This window comes from Mongoliibacter ruber, from assembly GCF_003003005.1.
Taxonomy (GTDB): Bacteria; Bacteroidota; Bacteroidia; order Cytophagales; family Cyclobacteriaceae; genus Mongoliibacter; species Mongoliibacter ruber.
In genome coordinates, this window is record NZ_PVTR01000004.1 from 1 (window position 1) to 18,903 (window position 18,903).

Consider the following 18,903-nt stretch of genomic DNA (forward strand, 5'->3'; position numbering starts at 1 on the left):
GAACTGGTTGTAAATTGTTAAAACTTGCCCCGGCGAATGTTGGGGAGTTAATTGTTAAAAGTTAAAAATGTTAAAAGTTGGGCGGATTGTGGGTGCAGGGGATTTTGCCGTTGTGAGTAGGGTTTAAGCGTTTAGGACCTTCACTACGCATAGGTTCTTAATTTTATCCCGATTCTCTTCGTTCTCGGGATCTACGTTATACTTCGATTTCAATCTTATTTCTATCGTATTTCTACAATTTCATCCTTGCTTTTCCCCTATCCTCGTAATCTCTGCCTTCAAATCTAAAATCATATTCGAAATATCATCCAAACTCACTGGTTGCGATTTGTCTTTGGGGTTGGGGAAATCTGTGCTTATAAAAGCCCTTGCTTCCCAAATTTCCAACACATCCTCGCCCTTTACTTCATAAGGTTTGTAGTGTTCGTTGTCTGACACCATAAATAGCTTCCCGTTCTCTTCCAAGTAATTGAAAACCCGCTTGTATACCACTCCTTCGGAGGATGTGACCAACACATAGGTTTTGCCACTCTGAATATGGCTCAATTGCTCTATATAAGCACCGATGACAATGGTTCCGGCTACCAAGGGCAACATACTGTCACCACTGAGCTCAAAGGCACGGTAGGTGTTGTTTTTGGATAAATTGGGCAAGTGAAACTGAGGCAGGGATTCCATGTACTCCGGATCTGCAAAACCGTTGAGATATCCCGCTGAGGCTTTTTGTGGTACCATGGTGATATTCTCTTTGTCACTGTCATCCACTGCGATGGTTAGTATTTTAATCTGCTTCTGCTGATTGACCTTCCTACCCTTTTCCTGGATATTATGATGCAAAAGTTCATCCAAGCTGATGCCAAAAGTACCCGTAATCACTTCCAAAGCTGAAAGTTTGGGTTCCGAACGCCCATCTTCATAGGCTGATATCATACTTCTCTGCACACCTAATTTCTCGGCAAGCTCCGATTGGGTCATCCCCACTTCAGACCTGAGGTATCTGAGGTTTTTGGCTAGTAGCATGGTGATTGGTTTTAGGCTGAGTACAAATAAAAATTATGGTCTTCTTTGACCGGATTCTGAAGAGAAATAGGATTGGTAGAGGATTTCATCTTTCTCCTGTACATCCTTTCCTGAATCTCTGCAATGATCTCTCCTACAGGTTTGGGTTCATCTGTCAATAGGTATCCATACATAGGTTTCTTGTCATCCTCTATAAAAAACTTGACCTGACAGTTGCCACTTGGAAGTTCCTTTTGGGTAATGCTGATGTTTGCTTCTGTTTCCATGAGTGTTTGATTTTAAGTGCGATAACAGAAGCTAAAGTAATAATGTTATTTTAAATAACATATACATGTTGTTAAAATTAACACTATATCGACATATACTGTCACAAAAAATAATTGTTTCACCTTTTTTTAGCCCTTATTCTAAAAAAAGGTCTCTCTCAGTCACTTAAAGAATCGACTATTCCTTTCTAAAATTTTAATTGCTAGCACAAATGATAAATATCAAGCTCTTTTAAGCTGTAAACTTTGTCTCTTACTATTTATATTTACCTCAGTCTATATTCCTTTGTTCGACCTATACAAAAAAAAATCACCCTCTTCAAAAATTCCCAAAGGTTGAAAGCAAGTTTAAATACTTCCTAGGAGTAAGCCTTAGTTTTGTTTTTTTTCATATTTTTGACTCGGTCAGATTTGGTGATTCCAACATCAGTATAAATTTCTTCCTTCTTGGGATTTTATATTTATACAATGACTTTTAAAATCTCAAATATTCTAAAATTACTAATGCAAATTAAAATCGGCATTCTTACAAAACCACTTGAAAAACTTGAGGATTGGGAATTAAAAATATTTGATCAGATAATTCAGGAGCCTGAATTGGACATCGTCTGTTTATTTACAGATGGAAGGCAATTTGAAGAAGCACCAAAAAAAGGATTATTAAGTTATTTGAAGCCATTCAATTTCCTTTACAAATGGCAAATACATCTTGAAGAACGTTTTTTCAAAGCTCATAAATTCTCAAATACGGAGAGGGTGCTCAGCTACCTGAAAACTTTGCCACTAATCCCCCTGAATCCCACTAAAAAGAACTTTGTAGATTATTTTGATCATTCAGAATGTGAAAAAATCAGTCCTTATGGCCTTGATTTACTTTTAAGACATGAATTTGGAATAATAAAAGGAGAGATTTTTAAAGTAGCAAAATATGGAATCTGGTCTTTCCATCATGCTGACAACGACGTCAATCGCGGAGGTCCAGCTGGTTTTTGGGAAGCAAGGTTAAAGCAAGATGTCATGGGTATTACCTTGCAACAATTGAATAGTGAGCTGGACGGAGGGAAAATAATTGATAAGGCATTTTTCAACAATCAGTTTTCTATGATCAAAAATAGAAGGAGGGCACAAATGTATTCCTCTGTACTTTTGTTGAAGTACCTGAGACTCTTAAAAAACGACAGGTTTGAAACCAAAGAATCTCAAACTTATCACTACCCCCTTTACAGACGTCCCGGATTAAAGGACACCTTGGCATACCTATGGGTCTTTTATAATTACTTAGTCAAAAAGAAAAAGGCCGAATTTGTAAGTAAAAATTTCAATGCAAAATTACACACTTGGACTTTAGCAGTCGGTAAAGGGCATTTCTTACAAAGTCCATTGTTTAGAACCAAAGAACTGAATGTACCTCAAAACGCATTTTGGGCGGATCCCCATTTATTTGAATTTGAATCAAGAAATTACATTTTTTTTGAAAATTTCTCTTATGACAGTGGTCAGGCTTCTATCAGCTGTGGGGAATTGATAGGAAATAAATTAGAAAATATCACTGAAGTTATCAATCAGGAAAAACATTATTCTTACCCTCAAATAATAGAGGAGGATGGAAATATTTATATGATTCCTGAATCTGCCTTGACAAACAGGCTTGAAGTGTACAAGTGTCTGGAATTCCCTCATAGATGGGAATTATACAAAACATGTTTTGAAGGGGAGTCTATTGCAGACGTCAATTACCTAGAAGATCAAAATGGAGATAGGTGGTTATTTTTAAGCAAATCGCAGGAAGAGGAATTTGATCATTGTACGGAGCTTCACATCTATAAAATCGATTCCCTCGAACTCAATCAAGTAGAGGAACATAGACAAAATCCGGTAATCCTGGATTCAAGAAAAGCGAGAAATGGTGGTCCTTTTTTCACTTATAATGGTGAGCTTTATAGGCCATCACAGCAAAATGTGAGAGGAATCTACGGATATGGACTAAAAATAAACAAGGTGAAAGAGCTCAATTTAGAGCATTATGTGGAAGAAGATGTGATCGAAGTATTGCCACATTTCAAAAAAGGACTATCTGGTATTCATCACCTGCACCAAGGTAAAAACATCTTTATTATTGATTATGCCTATTCAAAAAAATAGGTTTTACACCATGCTGACTTCGGTAGTCTTGAGTCTTTTCAGCATGAAAAAAAGTGATCTGTATATAGAGACAATGATGGTAATGTCAACGGAATACTTTTTAGAAAATGATTGATATCAGATACTGATTGTAACTGCCGAGGATAAACAGTCATCCATGAAAATATCTGCGCCGTAGCCTGTACAATCATACTCATGTAAAGCAGGTGTCTATAGGTGCCTGAATGACAGAAAAGAAACTAACCTGCTTATTGCAAATTCACGAACTGCCGAAAGAATGTATTAAATCAAGTGCTCTTGGTGTAGACTCAGGAATTAATTATCACTCAATTTTATATTTTCCAGTATCTTGGATTTTATTCTAGTTCTCCTTCTAGGCTTGCTTTCCTTAGTTTCTGGTTCCACATCCTGACTGTTCAGTAGTGGCTCAATAGGGAAATTTTTAGCTAAAATGGAAGCTGTCTGCTTTGATCTTTTTCTTACTCTTTTTAAGGTTACAGAATCCAATCTATAGCCAAGTAAAACAGCCAATAAAACAAGGGCAGGTATCATTACATAATCAGAAAAACCTGATCCTAATACTGACAAAGCAATAAAAGAAATACTTATAAAACCAAGGAGCAAGGATACTTGATCGTGTCTAAGGCCACCTCTCATTAGAAAATGATGCACATGGCTCTTATCAGGTGCCATTGGGGACTTTCCATTTGAAGCCCTACGGAAAAACACCCTAGCTGTATCGTATAGCGGAATGATCACCAAAGCAATGCCTGCAGCTATCGGAGCTCTAAATTTCAAACCCTCCACATCTAATAAGTGTCCATTCATATCAATAAAATGGATTACCAAAGTAGCCAATGCAAAGCCTAGACAAAGGGAGCCTGTATCACCCATGAATACTTTAGCTGGATGCCAGTTGAATATCAAAAAGGATAAAACACCGCCTGTAAGGGTCAAACTTAAAATCGCAAATGAGGTCTGTCCTACTGAATAAAACCACCAAGACAAAAACGTAAATGCAATCACTGATACTGTTCCAGCCAATCCATCTAAGCCATCAATTAGGTTAAATGCGTTGGTCAAAACAATAACGGTAAAGAATGAAAGCCCATAACTCAGAACCAATGGCAAGTCATATACGCCAAATAATCCGTAAAGACCGGTTATCCTGACATCTGCCATGACCACTACTATAAATGTGGCGACCAATTGGGATGCAAGCTTCTGCCAGGCGGTCAAATTAACCAAATCATCCCTGATACCTACAAACAACATCAAAGATAAGGCGGCCAAAATAAACCTTAATTCAAGTAGCTGACTGTAATCCATCCAAATAAACAAACTGAAAAGAGTCGCTATCACAAAGCCTAGACCTCCCATAGAGGGTATCTTGTTACTATGTATTTTCCTACCACCGGGAGAATCTATCACATCCAATTTCTTTAAAAAGAATATTAATATAGGAGTGATTAAAAAACAGACGGCAAAAGCAGTTAAAAAAGATCCTAAAATTTTCATAAACCTGTTAACTAAAATTTAATAACACAAACAAATATAATACGTTTTAGTGCATATTTTAAGCAAATGTAAAACATAATTTACATAGAAAAGGAATTTTCAATGAATTTTTAATCAATTTTATCCAAGACCGAATATTTGGACACATTGCTTTTGAACTCAGGAACCATCTCTTTTAGCTTAACCACTATTTCGAAATCATCTCCAAGACGACCTAAGTCTGACAAGTGTCCCACGCCTATCTTTATTTCTTCAAAATTTATATCCATCATCTCTGCTATCTTGATTTTAGGGTGATGGGTAGGCATTACTTTTTCCTCTTCATTGAGAAGTTCCTCATACAATTTCTCCCCTGGTCTTAAGCCAGTAAAAACAATTTTGATGTCTATTTCAGGTTCCTTTCCTGATAGTTTTATCATCCTTCGGGCCAAGTCAACAATTTTAACAGGTGTACCCATATCAAAAATAAATATTTCACCCCCATTACCCATTACTCCGGCCTCTATGACCAATTGACATGCTTCAGGAATTGTCATAAAAAATCTGTTGATCCTTGGATGGGTGATAGTGAGTGGGCCCCCTTTCAGCAATTGTTTCCTAAAGAGTGGTATCACAGAACCATTACTCCCCAATACATTTCCAAAACGAGTCGTGATGAATTTTGTACCTTCACTCAGACCTTCTTGCGAGATTTTTTGGTTCAAACTCTGAATGTACATCTCAGCCAACCGCTTGCTTGCCCCCATTACATTGGTAGGATTGACAGCTTTATCTGTGCTTACCAGGATGAATTTTTCTATACCATAAGCAACAGATAGGTCCGCTATATTTTTTGTACCTATCACATTTGTTTTGATAGCCTGATGTGGATACTCCTCCATCAAAGGCACATGTTTGTAAGCTGCAGCATGAAAAACCACCTGAGGCCTCTCAAGCTCAAACAAGCTTTCCATGTTTTGCTTATCCCGAATATCCCCGACCACAAACTTTTTATCAACAAAATTGCTGGTCAGTTTAAAATCTTGCTCCAGGTCGTACAATGGTGACTCTGCAATATCAAATAGAATCAGTTTCTTGACTTTAGTTTGGCTTATTTGCCTGCATAGCTCACTTCCTATAGATCCAGCAGCCCCTGTTACCAATACCACTTTTCCTTCCAGGAAGTCAATGATTTCCTGTGACTCCAAGACAATCTCGTCTCTGCCCAGAAGATCTTCAATTTTAACATCCCTGATATCTCCGGTAGTCAATGAACCATGAATCCATTCATTCATGGGAGGGATTGTTTTTAACTTCAATTTCAATCGCAGACATTCATCAGTAATCTCCACCAATCTTTTGGAAGGCAGGTTCCTTACTGTCACGATCACTTCTTCAATGTCTTTTTCTGCTTTGAGTTTTTCTAAGGATTCAAGTCCTCTGAGTATCTTTTTACCATCTATCAATTTCCCATCCTTCCCAGAATCATCGTCCAAGAATGCCACAGGGTTTTGTAGTGTTTTTGGGTCATTCATCAATGATTTGTAGGTCAGCAAGCCCGCTTCTCCTGCACCAAATATCACCACATTGATATATTGCTTTCTAAGACTGATTGTTCTCGCGTGATGGAACACTTGCCTCACCATCAACCTGTAAGTTACCAGCAAGACCAAAGAGAAGAAAATCCCAATCAAGGCCACTGAAGCAGGTAAGAAATTGGTGGGATCGACAAGCTCGAGGACAACATTTAGGTACTTGAAGAACTGCAACAAGAAAAATGAGAAAAACAAAGTGTACAGCATGACACTCAAATCCCTGATTGAGGTATGCCGAACAATTCCCGCATACGACTTTGTAATCATCATGGAGACTAAGACAAGTATCACAAAAACCGATACACTTGGCAAAAGCCCATAATGGTTTTCAGCACTCAGTTCAAAATTAAACCTTAGAAAATAGGCAAAAACTGAAGCAATAAAGACCAGAATAAGGTCTAAAAGTATAATAAACCATCTTGGCAATATTTTTAAATCCTGTAAAAAACTCATTCGCTTCTTATTTACTTCTCAAATGTAAAGATATTTATCCTTACAAATAACTATAATCCGAATTAAAAAATGACAATAAAACAATCCTTAAACTTTTAATACATAAATACATAATTAAAACACAAAATAGTTATATTAATAATGAAATAAAATGCAGAATTTTGATAGTAAAACGTAAAATTTCTTGATCAAAACAAAAACAATTGAACATGCAATTTGCTCCTCATCTTTTCAATCTCTACGAAAACTATGCCAAACTCAAATACAAACTGTTGATTAATAGGTATTTAACCTCTACATCAATTCTATGCCAAAATATTTAAGCGTATACAAAAACCTACATACCTACCAGTCAGATTTTTATGTTTACAAATATTATTAGATAAACTATAAATCTAATTAGGCTAAACTTTAAAAGATAAGCGAAAAAAGCAATCAGTAATAAGAACAGAATCCCTAAAATCTAAGGCAGAATTCTTTCAAAAGGACTTACGTTTTTGTTGCCTATCCAACAAGAATTGTCAGGCACATCTTTGTTGACGATGCTTCCTGCACCAATCGTGCACCACTGACCAATCTTTACCCCAGGAAGGATGATGGCATTGGCACCGATCAGGGTCCCCTCCCCTACCTGTATACCTCCACAAAGCGTGGCTTGCGGAGCAATATGCACAAAGTCACCAATATTGCAGTCATGATCAATGGATGCCCCTGTATTGATGATGGTCTGATTACCGATGACCGATGAGACTTTGATTATCGCTCCCTCCATAACTACACAGCCTGTTCCCAGATTTGCTCTTTTCGAAAAGATCGCTGATTCATGTATGATATTGGCAAATTTAACTTTCCCGGTAAGGTTGAGGGCAAGCTGTTTTCTTATGGCATTATTTCCGATCGCAATAAAAAGATCTGACCTGAACCTAAAATTAGAAGGAATGGCTCCGATAATGGGATAACCAAGGATGTCAGTTTTGTTAGGATCATCATCAAAAACTCCATGAATTTTCTCATAGGAGTCAATGATATCTATAATTACCTTACCATGTCCTGAGGCGCCGTAGATATACATATTGTTTTCTTTTGGGTGAAAAACATTTCTAATATTATCTATTTTGACGGAAATTACGTAAGGATTTGGGATTTATTTTCTGATTTTCAACAAAAATGTATTTAAAGCGGGTTTTTACGTATTTTAATTACATTAAAAGTATTGTAAAATATTTTTTCAGGACTCTTCCACTTTAAATCTTAAAACCCAAACTTTCAACTTTGCTTTAACCTTAAATCCGCTTTTTTACCAGTAGAATCATGAAACTGGAATAAACCAACGATTTTAAGCCAATATCTATTAGTATCCCTTTGCCAAAAAAACCTCGTTTAATTGATTGGTGGCATAATTGCGGATAATCATAACCTATTAATATCAGATTGATCTATGACCCTTTTTTTATTCGTTAGTGGTCTAATTGCGGATATTCATATTATAATAGACTTCACGACAGTGACAACCCGATTCAAATCTTTTTCAGAAAGGCTTGAACCACTAGGTAGACAGAGACCTTGTTCAAAAAGGCGCTCAGCGATATCACTCCCATAAAAAGGGAAATCTTTAAAAACAGGCTGCTTGTGCATTGGTTTCCAGAGAGGCCTGGATTCAATATTCTCTTTTTCCAAAGCCAATCTAACCTGCTCACTGTCTACTCCGCCTGACAATTTTGGGTCAATCAGGATACAGGTCAACCACCTGTTTGAATAGAATCCTTCCGGTTCTTCCAAGAAGAAAAAGCCCGGTAGATGCCCCAACTGATTTTGGTAGTACTCAAAGTTAGCCCTTCTTGACTGCACCCTTTGGTCAAGAACCTCCAACTGCCCCCTTCCAATTCCTGCCAGCACATTGCTGAGACGGTAGTTGTAGCCTATTTCTTCGTGATGGTAATAAGGCCTGTTTTCTTTTGCCTGAGTGGATAAAAACTTTGCCCTGTCAATCCATGACTTATTTTTTGAAAACATAGCTCCCCCACCTGAGGTGGTAATGATTTTGTTTCCATTAAAAGACACCACTCCTATATCACCAAATGAACCACAATGCTGCCCATCTACTTTTGACCCAATAGCTTCAGCGGCATCTTCTAAAACTGGGATTTGATACTTAGCGGCAATCGCACAGATTTCTTCGATCTTTGCCGGCATTCCGTACAAATGAATAGGGATAATTGCCTTTGGCTTTTTTGCAGGGGAATCTCCAACAAGACTTTTAAGAGATGGGTTTTTCTCCACTATGCTGCCATCCATACAATCTTGAATCGCTTGCTCCAGCAAAGCAGGATCCATATTCCATGTTTCATTTTCTGAATCAATCAATACTGGAATACCTCCCAGATATCTTACAGGATTGACTGAAGCACAAAAAGTCATGGATTGGCAGAGTACATAATCTCCAGGTTGCACATCCATCAAAATCAAGCTCAGGTGAATCGCAGCAGTGCCGGAAGTCATCGCCAAAGCATTTCCACAGCCAATACGGGCTACTAAGTCTCTTTCAAACTTATCTAAATTTTGTCCTGCAGGAGCGATCCAATTGAGTTCAAATGCTTCCTGTATATAATCTATCTCCGAGCCTCCCATATGGGGAGGAGATAACCAAATTTTCTCTTGTTGCATAACTTACAAATATTAGAAAAAAAATCAATTTTAAAGCCTGTAACAAACATATTTAGATTTAATGGCAGTAAAATTCAAACTACTCTAGCCCCAAGTTCTAAACAACACTATGAAACCTCAAAAATGATACACCATATTCATCAGGCCCAATAAAGAATTTTTGTTTTGATTGGAAGCGGGAAACAAAGTAGCTTCTGAAGGAAAACTTCCCTGCCATTGGTAATTGTAGGCCCTGATAGCCTGTAGTCTTCCTGAAAAAATAAGGTTTTGCCAATGGTGTGCAAATATCACTCCCCCACTAAGGTCCACCCATGGCTTGCTGACAGGTGCAAAAGTGGATACTGCATAAAAAAAGTCAGCATTGCGCTCTACACGTTCAAGTAGCAATCCCAATTTGGAAAAACCCTTAACCCAGGAAACTTCCATGGTCTGCGAATTGCTGCCCGTACCGATACTGCTGCCGAAGTTTTGACCGAGATTTCCAAAACCATACTGTCTGGAATGAGTAGCCCAAGAAGCTCCAAAGCCAGATAAATATCTTATTGATCGGTTTATAGACTCTTGTTGCTGTAAAATCTCTGACCTTACCTGAATATGCTCCCCGTTTGGCAAATCAAACAGCTTGTTAAAGCCAAATAAATAAGCCCTGGCATGTTCGGGATTTAAAATAAACTCCCTCCAATTGAGGTTATGGTCTCTTCGTCCATATTCAAAGTAAAGTTCAGCTTTGGCTTTTTTAAACTGGTACCTAGCAAATACAGATATTTGCTGGTCATCAGGGTCGATCTGTCCTGTAACTTGTTCCTCTTCAAGGATGGAGGTGCTTTCTTTGGTAATCCCCATAAAGACTGGGAAAAGACTGATAAAATCATTTCCCAATGTTGTAAATGATTCCTGAAAAATTCTGTTGGCCCCTACATGCAAGCCAGGTATCCATTTGGGAGAGTAAGTGACAGACAAGGCATTCACATACTTGTCTCCTGGACCTTCACCTCTTGAAATGTTGTTGAGCTCTGGACTTTGTGAAAGCAAACCTTCATAGGTCCTGATGACTCCTGAAATCATCTGAAATTCAAAGTTTCCCAAAAAGGTCTTTGCAGGTTTGAAGGTATTCAGAGTCAAGTAAGGAAAACTAGGTGCTGCATTCCCAAAAATCAATCCTGCAAATTGCCCCGGTCCCCAAAACAATCCAGCGGTAGACAGACCTGCCTCAATGCTGCCGATCCGGGCTGTAAGTGAGGAATTGCCAAGAAATGCTCTTGAATACGCCCCTCCATGTGGGCGCTCGGGTTGGTTACTCCTTCTTAAAATTGAAAAATACAAGTTGTTGATCCGTGTAGATTCTTGGGGGTCAAAACCAGTAAAACTACTGTTTTGCGAAGAAATCAATTCAGGCTGTACCTGAAGGTGTAAAAACTTATACTTCATATAGATCCCGGCAGAAGTATATGACTGTAAACCAGCTGTTCTGCTCATGGCACCTAAGTTTAGTCCATAAGTCCTTCCTGTAACAAATTTGACATTTTGATAAAGGGGCAATAGCCCAATTGAAAAATCTTTTTTCTTTCCACCACTCACCAATTCTTTCACCAAAAAGGTAGAGTCCATCAAGTCCATATATTCCAAATCCAATGGCCGCAAAAGGAAAGAATACCCACTTGACGTGCTGGTATCCAACAAGGCATTTCTTCGCGCTACTTCTTCCATTATGGTCCAACCGGCAGGAATTTGCTGGGCATTCAGGGAAAATAACTGAAGACCAAATATGAAAAGTAAAATAGATCTAAGTCTATATGACATCTTTTGATGAATTGAGTCCCCGGAATGGTGAACTAGAAAATTATTATGACACTTAATTTACATATAAAGGTAGTTTATTTTTGTTGAAATTTAAATATGGGAGAGTTGGGGAACTGATGAAGTGACGAATTGATGAACTGATGAACTGGGGAATTGGGGAATTGATGAACTGGGGAATTGACGAAATGGGGAACTGGGGAATTGACGAAGTGGGGAAATGACGAAGTGGAGGGCTGGTTGTAAATTGTTAAAAGTTAAAGGTTAGATGTTGGGTTTGTGATAGTGTGCGGGCTGTCCTCATTGTGCAGTTTGGTGGATTGATGAACTGACGAAGTGATGAACTGATGAACTGGGGAATTGACGAAGTGACGAAGTGGGGAACTGTCGAACTGGGGGATTGGGGAATTGGCTGTAAAAGGTTAAAAGTTAAAGGTTAAATGTTGGGTTTGTGATAGTGTGCGGGCTGTCCTCATTGTGCAGTTTGGTGGATTGATGAATTGACGAAGTGAGGGATTGATGAACTGGGGAACTGGCTGTAAAAGGTTAAAAGTTAAAACTTGCCCCGGCGAATGTCGGGGGGTTAAGTGTTGGGTTTGTGGTAGTGTGCGGGTAATCCTCTTTGTGTAGTTTAGTGGATTGATTAATCGACGAACTGATGAACTGGGGAACTGACGAACTGATGAACTGACGAATTGACGAATTGTGAGGCCGGCAGGTGTACTCTAGGACTACTCTCAGGGGCCATTTTTGAAATTAAAGGTTGAGCACTTTAGGTTTTGAGCTGTTAGTGAAGACACTAACAGCGGCTTTAGCTCAAGACTCAAAAATCCGAAGGCACAACCTTCGGATAACACACCACCTTTACCAACAAATGGAATTTTTAGGGCCTAAAATAAAAAATAAGCATTAAGAGCATCAATTCGCTTTAGTCCTTAGACTTATTTCTATTGTATTTCTACTGTATTTCCACAATATATCTACTTTATTTCTTTCGCCGCCGTGAGTGTCCTCACTCATGGCCATTTAAGCCTTTAGAACCTGCAATACGCTAGGTTCTTAATTTTATCCCGATTCTCTTCGTTCTCGGGATCTACATTACACTACGATTTCTATTTATTTCAATCGTATTTCTACTGTATTTCAATCATATTTCAACTTTACACAGATTCTCTTCGTTCTCGGGATGTACGTTACACTTCGATTTTAATCGTATTTTCATCCTTTCCTAACCCTATCTCCTGATCCTTTTCCAAAGACGGTCATAAAAATAAATTTGAAGTAATAAATGAAATTAAACTCAGCGATCATCTGCGCATCGGTTACTGCCAGTAATTCGGGGGTAGACATATCAATTTTCTGGACTTGAGCCAAACCTGTAATTCCAGGCCTGATGGCATAGACCCCTCGTTTTTTCCTTTCCTTGATCAACTCATGTTGGTTTGGTAAATTGGGTCTTGGCCCAACCAAACTCATGTCTCCTACCAATACATTCCATAACTGAGGCAATTCATCCAATTTGGATTTTCTCAAAAAGCTCCCAAATGGCGTAATGGAATTAGGATTTGCGAGGTGGGTAGCGACAGATTGGGTATTGATATGCATGGACCTAAACTTGGCCAACATAAAAGGCTTCTGATTTTTACCTACCCTTTCCTGCCAAAAGATAGGTGAACCAGTATCCCAGATTCCAATAAGTAAAAGAACAATTATCAATGGACTCAAAAGTATAAGTCCTATGAGGGAAAAAAAGAAATCAAAAATGCGTGTCATTTGCTTTCGAATGATTTAAAGGTTTTCAATAGGCCATCTTTGGCGTTAATTGGAAGTGGTTTCCCTATTGCCTTTTTCAATTTATGGTTACTTACCAGATATGATTCCGTAAGTTTTTCCAGTCGTTCTGTGTTCAGAGGTAGTTTTATAACATCTCCAATCTTTGCAAGTCCTTTGATAGTATTTTGTGAGAATTTTAAAACCCTAGGCCTTTTGCCCTGAGATTCTGCGATCAGCCCGATCAATTCATTGGTGGAAAAAGAATTATCATCAGCAATATTGTAAACACCCGTAGGCACATCACTCCTACTAAGCAATTCCTCCAATACAAATACCAGATTGTCTATGCTGCAAAATGACCTTTGGTTCTCAAAAGCACCCAAAGGCCAAGGAAATCCTTTTGAAACCAAAGAATACAGGAGGTTTAGATTCCCTTTGTTTCCAGGTCCGTGGATCATACAAGGACGCAGAATGTATACAAACTTATCATCAGGAAGCCCTGACAAGATATACTCTTCGGCCATCTGTTTGGATTTGCCATATGCTGTCTGCGGGTCGGATACCATATCTTCGGTCAAGGACCCCTTAAGCTGATCTTTAACAGCCTTTACAGAGCTGATAAAAATAAAGGTCTTTGCCTCTTTATCAGCAAGGAAAATATCAAATAAACGCTGCGTCAATTCAAAATTCACCTTATAATACTCACTTTCCTCAGAAGTATTCTTTAGGTCATGAGCTTTACCTGCAAGGTGAATGTATACCTCTGCAGGTGAAATTTCACTTGGAATACCTCCCCTTAAACTTACCGGAATCAGCTCAAACAATTCTTTATCCTGTAAAGAAGCAAGGAGATTTTGTCCAACAAAGCCAGTTGAACCGGTTAAGAAAATTTTCATTCTTTATTTTGTAAACAAAAACTCAAAAGGTTTTAAAAAATATTTAGAATATATCATCAAATAGTTGGAGTAAACGCCGTTTTCTTTGCACGCACGAAGTATTTCCTTGTTTAAAGTGATCAAGCTTTTTAATCCACTTGTACTTGCCCCTCCCATTCTCATTTTTGTAGTTATTAATGGAAGATACTTCCAATTAATACTATTTTTGAGTAAAAACCTTATCAACAATTCATAATCTGCCGCTATTTTATAATCAGTTTTATAAAAGCCCAGGTGATCAAAAAGGTCTCTTCTAACAAAAAAAGAAGGATGGGCAGGCATATAACCCCATGCAAATTTAGATGGGCTCCATTTTTTTGAGGAATATTTTCTTATAATCTTATTCTCGTCGTTAGAATTAACAAATACAATATCTCCTATTGTTGCCATTAATTCCTGATCTTCAAACTCCTTTGCTATTGTTGACAAAACTTGATTATCAAAAAAAAAGTCATCAGAGTTGATTATGCCTACAATATCACCTGTAGCCAACCGAATACCCTTATTCATTGCATCGTATATACCTTGGTCAGGTTCTGATTTAAAAGTTGTAATTACATCATTATTATTCTCTATCAAATTAATTGTACCATCGGTGGAAGCCCCATCTATTACTATATATTGAATACTATGATAATTTTGTGCTTTTACACTTTTGATAGTTTCAAGTAATGTCTTCTCAGAATTATATGTAACTGTAATTAAACTAATTAACATGAAGAAATTTTCCTTTCTCTTATTTTTAATGCCGGGTTACCTTGGTAAATACTATATGGATTTAAATTAGTAGTTGCAACCGACCCAACTGTTAAAATAGAGTGCGAAAAACATTTAACTCCTGGGCAGACAACAGCCTTTGCTCCTATCCAGACTCCTTCCTCCAATAAAATCTCTCCTATAATCAAATCAAAAGTTTCTTTTTTATAATTATGATTTCCACAAAGTAACATAGCTCCTTGAGATATACATACGTTATCTGAAATGGAGACCATCGCTAAATTATCTATCCATACCTGCTCACCTATCCACACATTATCTCCAATTTCTAAAAACCACGGATATTTGATATTGACGTTTGGCTTAATTAGTACATTTTTCCCAACGCTAGCTCCAAAAATTCTTAGTATTCTAGTTTTAAATTTTGAAGGAAAAATAAAACTTGACTTAAAAAAAAACATATTTACTAAATACCAAAGTAAAATCTTAACCTTACTACCTGGCTTATAAAAGCTATTATCAAACTTGATAAGACTAATTTTATTCATAAGTATGTTATATAATAAAATCAGGCTTTTCTCTTAAACCTAGGGTCCACTCATACAATCGAAGAGTTTTACTACGTATGTTATTAATAGCATATTTTTTTTCAACCAAATCTCTACCATTTTTACCCATCTTTAATAGTGAACTATGATTACTAGTCATTGCTTGAACTAGAGCCTTTTCAATACTTTCAATATTAGTATCTACCCACCAGCCTGCATTATAAGTCTCCAACTCTGACCAAGGAGTTCCTTTTGTTGTAATTACAGGCAATCCATATGCCATAGCCTCAATTATAACAATCCCAAAATTTTCACTGTAAGTTGGCAGAATAAATAAATCGGAACTTTTAAACATTTCATCTTTATCATTATCAAACATAGGTCCTAAGATTTCAATTTGATCATTCATTTTGAAATTACTTAACTTTTTATTTAATGAATTAATATATTCTTTTTCGCCATTTCCGACTATCTTAATTACCCAGTCTTTTTTTAATTTTTCATCGATATTTTTCCAACTATCAATCAAAAGCTCAATCCCCTTTTTTTGATGGATTCTTGAAAGAAATAATATTGTTTTTTTTCCTTTTTTTGAATGGAAACTAGGCTCAATCTCAGAAACATTTATTCCATTAGGTATGACCGCTATTGGGTTTACAAATCCCAATATCCTTAAATTTTCAGCCTCAGTAGAAGAAGTTGCATGCAAACAAGCAGCATTGTTTAAAACCTTATTTTGAAAAAGAGCTCTTGCTATTTTTTTTTTATGCTTTCCTTGCAGCAAAGCCCAAGGTTCAAGCATTCCATGCGGAGAAACTACATAAGGAATCTTTAACCTTTTGGCCTTTAGCCCCACAATATTTAAAATTGGACTCCATAAACCATTAATATGGATTAGGCTTGGTTTATTTGATGAAACTTCCGGAATTTCACTTAAAACTTGTTTTAAGTTTTTAAACTCGACATTTACTCTTTCATTTAAATTTACAGGGTCAACAGAATAATTCGAAATTACTGAAAAATCAATTTCATTATCCATGCTATCAGTAATCTGCTTGACATACATTGAAGTGCCACCAGCAGATTTTTCTATTGAATCGATAATGTGGCAAACACTTATATTTACTTTATTCATTGATTAACTTTAAAAGTTCATTTATCTGAAAATTACAATTGTAATATTCTTCAATTATCCTTCTGCGATTATCCGAAAGACTTAATTTTTCTTCTAAAGAAACATTCAAATATTTCGAAATAATAAAGGCAAGATTTTGAATATTATCTTCTTCAAAAAAACTACCTGTAAACCCCTCAGTTATTATTTCAAACTCAGGCATTTGATTTACAAAATTATTGTGTGTTATCACAGGTGTCCCATAAGTCAAACTATGAATTGCGGTTAATCCTACATTTCCAGGAGATACACAAACATGCGAATTGTAAAATAAACTAGCTAATTTTTCCTCATCAAAACATGGACCATAAAAAATCACCCTAGATTTTAAATCCAACTCATCTACAATTTGACTTAATTTGAAATCATCTACAATTTTGCCAACTAAAAGTACGTTACATTTAATATCATGCTTCTCCAATTCTTTAACAGACTTAAAAAGAAAATCAATTTTTTTTACTTTTTGAATTCTACCTACATAAATAACTGTAGGAAAATCATTATTGAACAAACTAAAATTCTCAGTTGATTTTTTTAAATTAAGGTAAATGTCATTTTGATAATCAAAATCCAGTGAGTTGTAGATAGTTACTAAATCCTTTTCTTTAAAACCTTGTTTTAACATTAATTCTTTAGCATAATTACCATAAAGAAGGACTTTTGACCCTAAATTAAAAAAGATTTTTTTGATTATTATTTTTAAAAAAGATTCATTACCATACCATCCATGTGACCATAAGAAAGTTTTTTTTTTAGTTAGGTTGCAGTAAATCAAAAGAATCCAATTAGATATACAAAAAGGGTCACCTGTAATAATGTAATCACTATATTTTGAAGAAAACGTACTTTCAATCCCTTTCTGCCAATAAAAATTCCAGATATATTTATTTATTAACGTTTTTTTAAACCCTTGTAAACTCTGATAACTCATCTTTTTAAGAGGAGTCTTTACATTATCGCCAATGAAAAAATCACAATCAAATTGATCGTCAATTTTTTTATAAATCGGTTCTCTATAATGAGAAGCAATATTAAATATACAACACAATTTCTTTACCATTTTACCTTATTACATTTATTTTGCAAATGATTTGAAATTCCTAAATAAGAATCTAAATATGTTGATTGTAAAATTTCAAAAATTTAATTCTTACAAAAAAAATGTTAGTAAGCCCTAAAAGGAAATTTGATATGGACAGCACATATTTGAATTTCCGTACATTGACCCAAGAAATACTATTATATACAAAAACATAACTAAAAGAGAAATAAACCTTTTTCTTTTTATAAAATATAAATAGTAAACAATATAAGACAACAATAGAGGCCTAAAAATTAAGAAATAACTAAATAATCTACCAATCAATTTAACCTCGTAAAAAACATTAAAAAGTATAGCACCTATGAAAAAAAGTACAATATATGGTCTAAGACTAGGCTGCCATTTAATTAGGTTTTTACTAAACACTATTATAAATAAATTAACTACTAATTTAAATACAAATCCATATCCTAAACTTACATCTTGTGAAGTTATCTGACCTCTATCTACATAACCTACATACCTATCAATAACACCGATATTTTTACTTAATGACAAGAAAAGCAATTCAAAATTTTGAAAAATAATAGAAAGATCTATAAAAATAAAAAGTATTAGTGAACACCCATAAATAAGAATCCAGAAAAATTGATTGTATAACTTATCATAGGGTAAAAAATAAAAGGGTATAAGAAGTAAAGAAGTTGAATGAAATAAACTCGCTGCACAAACAAGCAATAAAAATAATTTAAAATTACGATCAACAATAAACTTAACACTAAAAACCCATAACCCCATGGCAGCAAATTGCCTAACACCATTCATTCCCCAAAAAAAATATTCTTCGGAAAAAAGAAAAAAAACAAAAAATGGTATTATATATTTAGGAACTGACTTAAAATAAAAGTACCAAGAAATAAACGCCATTATAAAAAATACACCTTGGTATCCTAAATCAAATACCCCCATTAACCAATTAAGACTGTAAAATCCTAATTCATAAAATTGTTGAGAATAATTAAATTTCGAATTTGAAGATATTGAATGATAAATAGAAACATAACCACTCCAATCAACACCAACTTCAAATCTAAAACCTATAAAAAATGACAATACTAACAGAATTAATATATAAAAAATATCAAATTCAAATTGTTTATACTTTATTTTTTTATTTCTAAGATAAAAGCTTGTAAAAAAAACAAACGACATCAAGCTTAAATAAAATAAATATGTAAATATATCAGTCATTAATTATTATCAATTTAAGTATCAAAAAT

General features: G+C 35.7%; 15 protein-coding genes. 1 reads left to right on the forward strand and 14 read right to left on the reverse strand.

Annotated elements, in window-relative coordinates:
- Positions 1 to 240: 240 nt before the first annotated feature.
- Both CLW00_RS07635 and CLW00_RS07640 read right to left on the reverse strand, forming a co-directional pair.
- Complete coding sequence (locus tag CLW00_RS07635; protein WP_106133089.1) at positions 241 to 1,020, reverse strand: XRE family transcriptional regulator; 780 nt, start codon at positions 1,018 to 1,020, stop codon at positions 241 to 243.
- Between the two features lie 11 nt (positions 1,021 to 1,031).
- Entirely contained in the window at positions 1,032 to 1,286 is a 255-nt protein-coding gene (locus tag CLW00_RS07640) for a hypothetical protein (RefSeq protein ID WP_106133090.1), read from the reverse strand.
- Positions 1,287 to 1,790: 504 nt separating this feature from the next.
- Between CLW00_RS07640 and CLW00_RS07645 the strand changes: the two genes are divergently transcribed.
- On the forward strand, positions 1,791 to 3,428 hold the full coding sequence (locus CLW00_RS07645; RefSeq protein ID WP_106133091.1) for a glucosamine inositolphosphorylceramide transferase family protein: 1,638 nt from the start codon (positions 1,791 to 1,793) through the stop codon (positions 3,426 to 3,428).
- A gap of 315 nt (positions 3,429 to 3,743) precedes the next feature.
- Here CLW00_RS07645 and CLW00_RS07650 read toward each other — a convergent pair whose 3' ends face one another.
- The 12 genes from CLW00_RS07650 to CLW00_RS07705 form a co-directional block, all read right to left on the reverse strand.
- Entirely contained in the window at positions 3,744 to 4,946 is a 1,203-nt protein-coding gene (locus CLW00_RS07650) for a glycosyltransferase family 4 protein (protein ID WP_106133092.1), read from the reverse strand.
- 110 nt (positions 4,947 to 5,056) lie between these two features.
- Complete coding sequence (locus CLW00_RS07655; RefSeq protein WP_106133093.1) at positions 5,057 to 6,973, reverse strand: polysaccharide biosynthesis protein; 1,917 nt, start codon at positions 6,971 to 6,973, stop codon at positions 5,057 to 5,059.
- A 463-nt stretch (positions 6,974 to 7,436) separates the two neighbouring features.
- A complete protein-coding gene (locus CLW00_RS07660) occupies positions 7,437 to 8,045 on the reverse strand; it encodes an acetyltransferase (RefSeq protein WP_106133094.1) in 609 nt (202 codons plus the stop codon).
- Between the two features lie 407 nt (positions 8,046 to 8,452).
- Positions 8,453 to 9,637, reverse strand: a complete 1,185-nt coding sequence (locus tag CLW00_RS07665; protein ID WP_106133095.1) for a DegT/DnrJ/EryC1/StrS family aminotransferase — start codon at positions 9,635 to 9,637, stop codon at positions 8,453 to 8,455.
- Positions 9,638 to 9,754: 117 nt separating this feature from the next.
- The gene (locus CLW00_RS07670) at positions 9,755 to 11,437 is read right to left on the reverse strand and encodes a capsule assembly Wzi family protein (RefSeq protein WP_106133096.1); all 1,683 of its coding nucleotides are present in this window, start codon (positions 11,435 to 11,437) and stop codon (positions 9,755 to 9,757) included.
- A 1,215-nt stretch (positions 11,438 to 12,652) separates the two neighbouring features.
- Positions 12,653 to 13,207, reverse strand: coding sequence for a sugar transferase (locus CLW00_RS07675; protein WP_106133097.1), 555 nt, complete (start codon positions 13,205 to 13,207; stop codon positions 12,653 to 12,655).
- The gene (locus tag CLW00_RS07680) at positions 13,204 to 14,103 is read right to left on the reverse strand and encodes an NAD-dependent epimerase/dehydratase family protein (RefSeq protein ID WP_106133098.1); all 900 of its coding nucleotides are present in this window, start codon (positions 14,101 to 14,103) and stop codon (positions 13,204 to 13,206) included. The genes CLW00_RS07675 and CLW00_RS07680 overlap by 4 nt, the downstream gene beginning before the upstream one ends.
- Positions 14,104 to 14,106: 3 nt before the next feature.
- Positions 14,107 to 14,859, reverse strand: coding sequence for a glycosyltransferase family 2 protein (locus CLW00_RS07685; protein ID WP_106133099.1), 753 nt, complete (start codon positions 14,857 to 14,859; stop codon positions 14,107 to 14,109).
- Positions 14,853 to 15,407 (reverse strand): WcaF family extracellular polysaccharide biosynthesis acetyltransferase, encoded by a 555-nt coding sequence (locus CLW00_RS07690; RefSeq protein ID WP_106133100.1) that lies wholly within the window; start codon positions 15,405 to 15,407, stop codon positions 14,853 to 14,855. Before CLW00_RS07690 ends, CLW00_RS07685 begins: the two co-directional genes overlap by 7 nt.
- A gap of 7 nt (positions 15,408 to 15,414) precedes the next feature.
- Positions 15,415 to 16,542 (reverse strand): glycosyltransferase, encoded by a 1,128-nt coding sequence (locus tag CLW00_RS07695; RefSeq protein WP_106133101.1) that lies wholly within the window; start codon positions 16,540 to 16,542, stop codon positions 15,415 to 15,417.
- Positions 16,535 to 17,641 carry a glycosyltransferase gene (locus tag CLW00_RS07700; RefSeq protein WP_106133102.1) on the reverse strand — a complete coding sequence of 369 codons (1,107 nt, stop codon included), beginning with the start codon at positions 17,639 to 17,641 and terminating at the stop codon, positions 16,535 to 16,537. Before CLW00_RS07700 ends, CLW00_RS07695 begins: the two co-directional genes overlap by 8 nt.
- A gap of 114 nt (positions 17,642 to 17,755) precedes the next feature.
- Positions 17,756 to 18,874 (reverse strand): EpsG family protein, encoded by a 1,119-nt coding sequence (locus tag CLW00_RS07705; RefSeq protein WP_106133103.1) that lies wholly within the window; start codon positions 18,872 to 18,874, stop codon positions 17,756 to 17,758.
- Between the last annotated feature and the right edge of the window lie 29 nt (positions 18,875 to 18,903).

Excerpts from the sequence above, each read along its gene's own strand:
- CLW00_RS07635 (WP_106133089.1), bottom strand. The coding sequence starts at position 1,020 with ATGCTACTAGCCAAAAACCTCAGATACCTCAGGTCTGAAGTGGGGATG.
- CLW00_RS07640 (WP_106133090.1), bottom strand. The coding sequence starts at position 1,286 with ATGGAAACAGAAGCAAACATCAGCATTACCCAAAAGGAACTTCCAAGT.
- CLW00_RS07645 (WP_106133091.1), top strand. The coding sequence starts at position 1,791 with ATGCAAATTAAAATCGGCATTCTTACAAAACCACTTGAAAAACTTGAG.
- CLW00_RS07650 (WP_106133092.1), bottom strand. The coding sequence starts at position 4,946 with ATGAAAATTTTAGGATCTTTTTTAACTGCTTTTGCCGTCTGTTTTTTA.
- CLW00_RS07655 (WP_106133093.1), bottom strand. The coding sequence starts at position 6,973 with ATGAGTTTTTTACAGGATTTAAAAATATTGCCAAGATGGTTTATTATA.
- CLW00_RS07660 (WP_106133094.1), bottom strand. The coding sequence starts at position 8,045 with ATGTATATCTACGGCGCCTCAGGACATGGTAAGGTAATTATAGATATC.
- CLW00_RS07665 (WP_106133095.1), bottom strand. The coding sequence starts at position 9,637 with ATGCAACAAGAGAAAATTTGGTTATCTCCTCCCCATATGGGAGGCTCG.
- CLW00_RS07670 (WP_106133096.1), bottom strand. The coding sequence starts at position 11,437 with ATGTCATATAGACTTAGATCTATTTTACTTTTCATATTTGGTCTTCAG.
- CLW00_RS07675 (WP_106133097.1), bottom strand. The coding sequence starts at position 13,207 with ATGACACGCATTTTTGATTTCTTTTTTTCCCTCATAGGACTTATACTT.
- CLW00_RS07680 (WP_106133098.1), bottom strand. The coding sequence starts at position 14,103 with ATGAAAATTTTCTTAACCGGTTCAACTGGCTTTGTTGGACAAAATCTC.
- CLW00_RS07685 (WP_106133099.1), bottom strand. The coding sequence starts at position 14,859 with ATGTTAATTAGTTTAATTACAGTTACATATAATTCTGAGAAGACATTA.
- CLW00_RS07690 (WP_106133100.1), bottom strand. The coding sequence starts at position 15,407 with ATGAATAAAATTAGTCTTATCAAGTTTGATAATAGCTTTTATAAGCCA.
- CLW00_RS07695 (WP_106133101.1), bottom strand. The coding sequence starts at position 16,542 with ATGAATAAAGTAAATATAAGTGTTTGCCACATTATCGATTCAATAGAA.
- CLW00_RS07700 (WP_106133102.1), bottom strand. The coding sequence starts at position 17,641 with ATGGTAAAGAAATTGTGTTGTATATTTAATATTGCTTCTCATTATAGA.
- CLW00_RS07705 (WP_106133103.1), bottom strand. The coding sequence starts at position 18,874 with ATGACTGATATATTTACATATTTATTTTATTTAAGCTTGATGTCGTTT.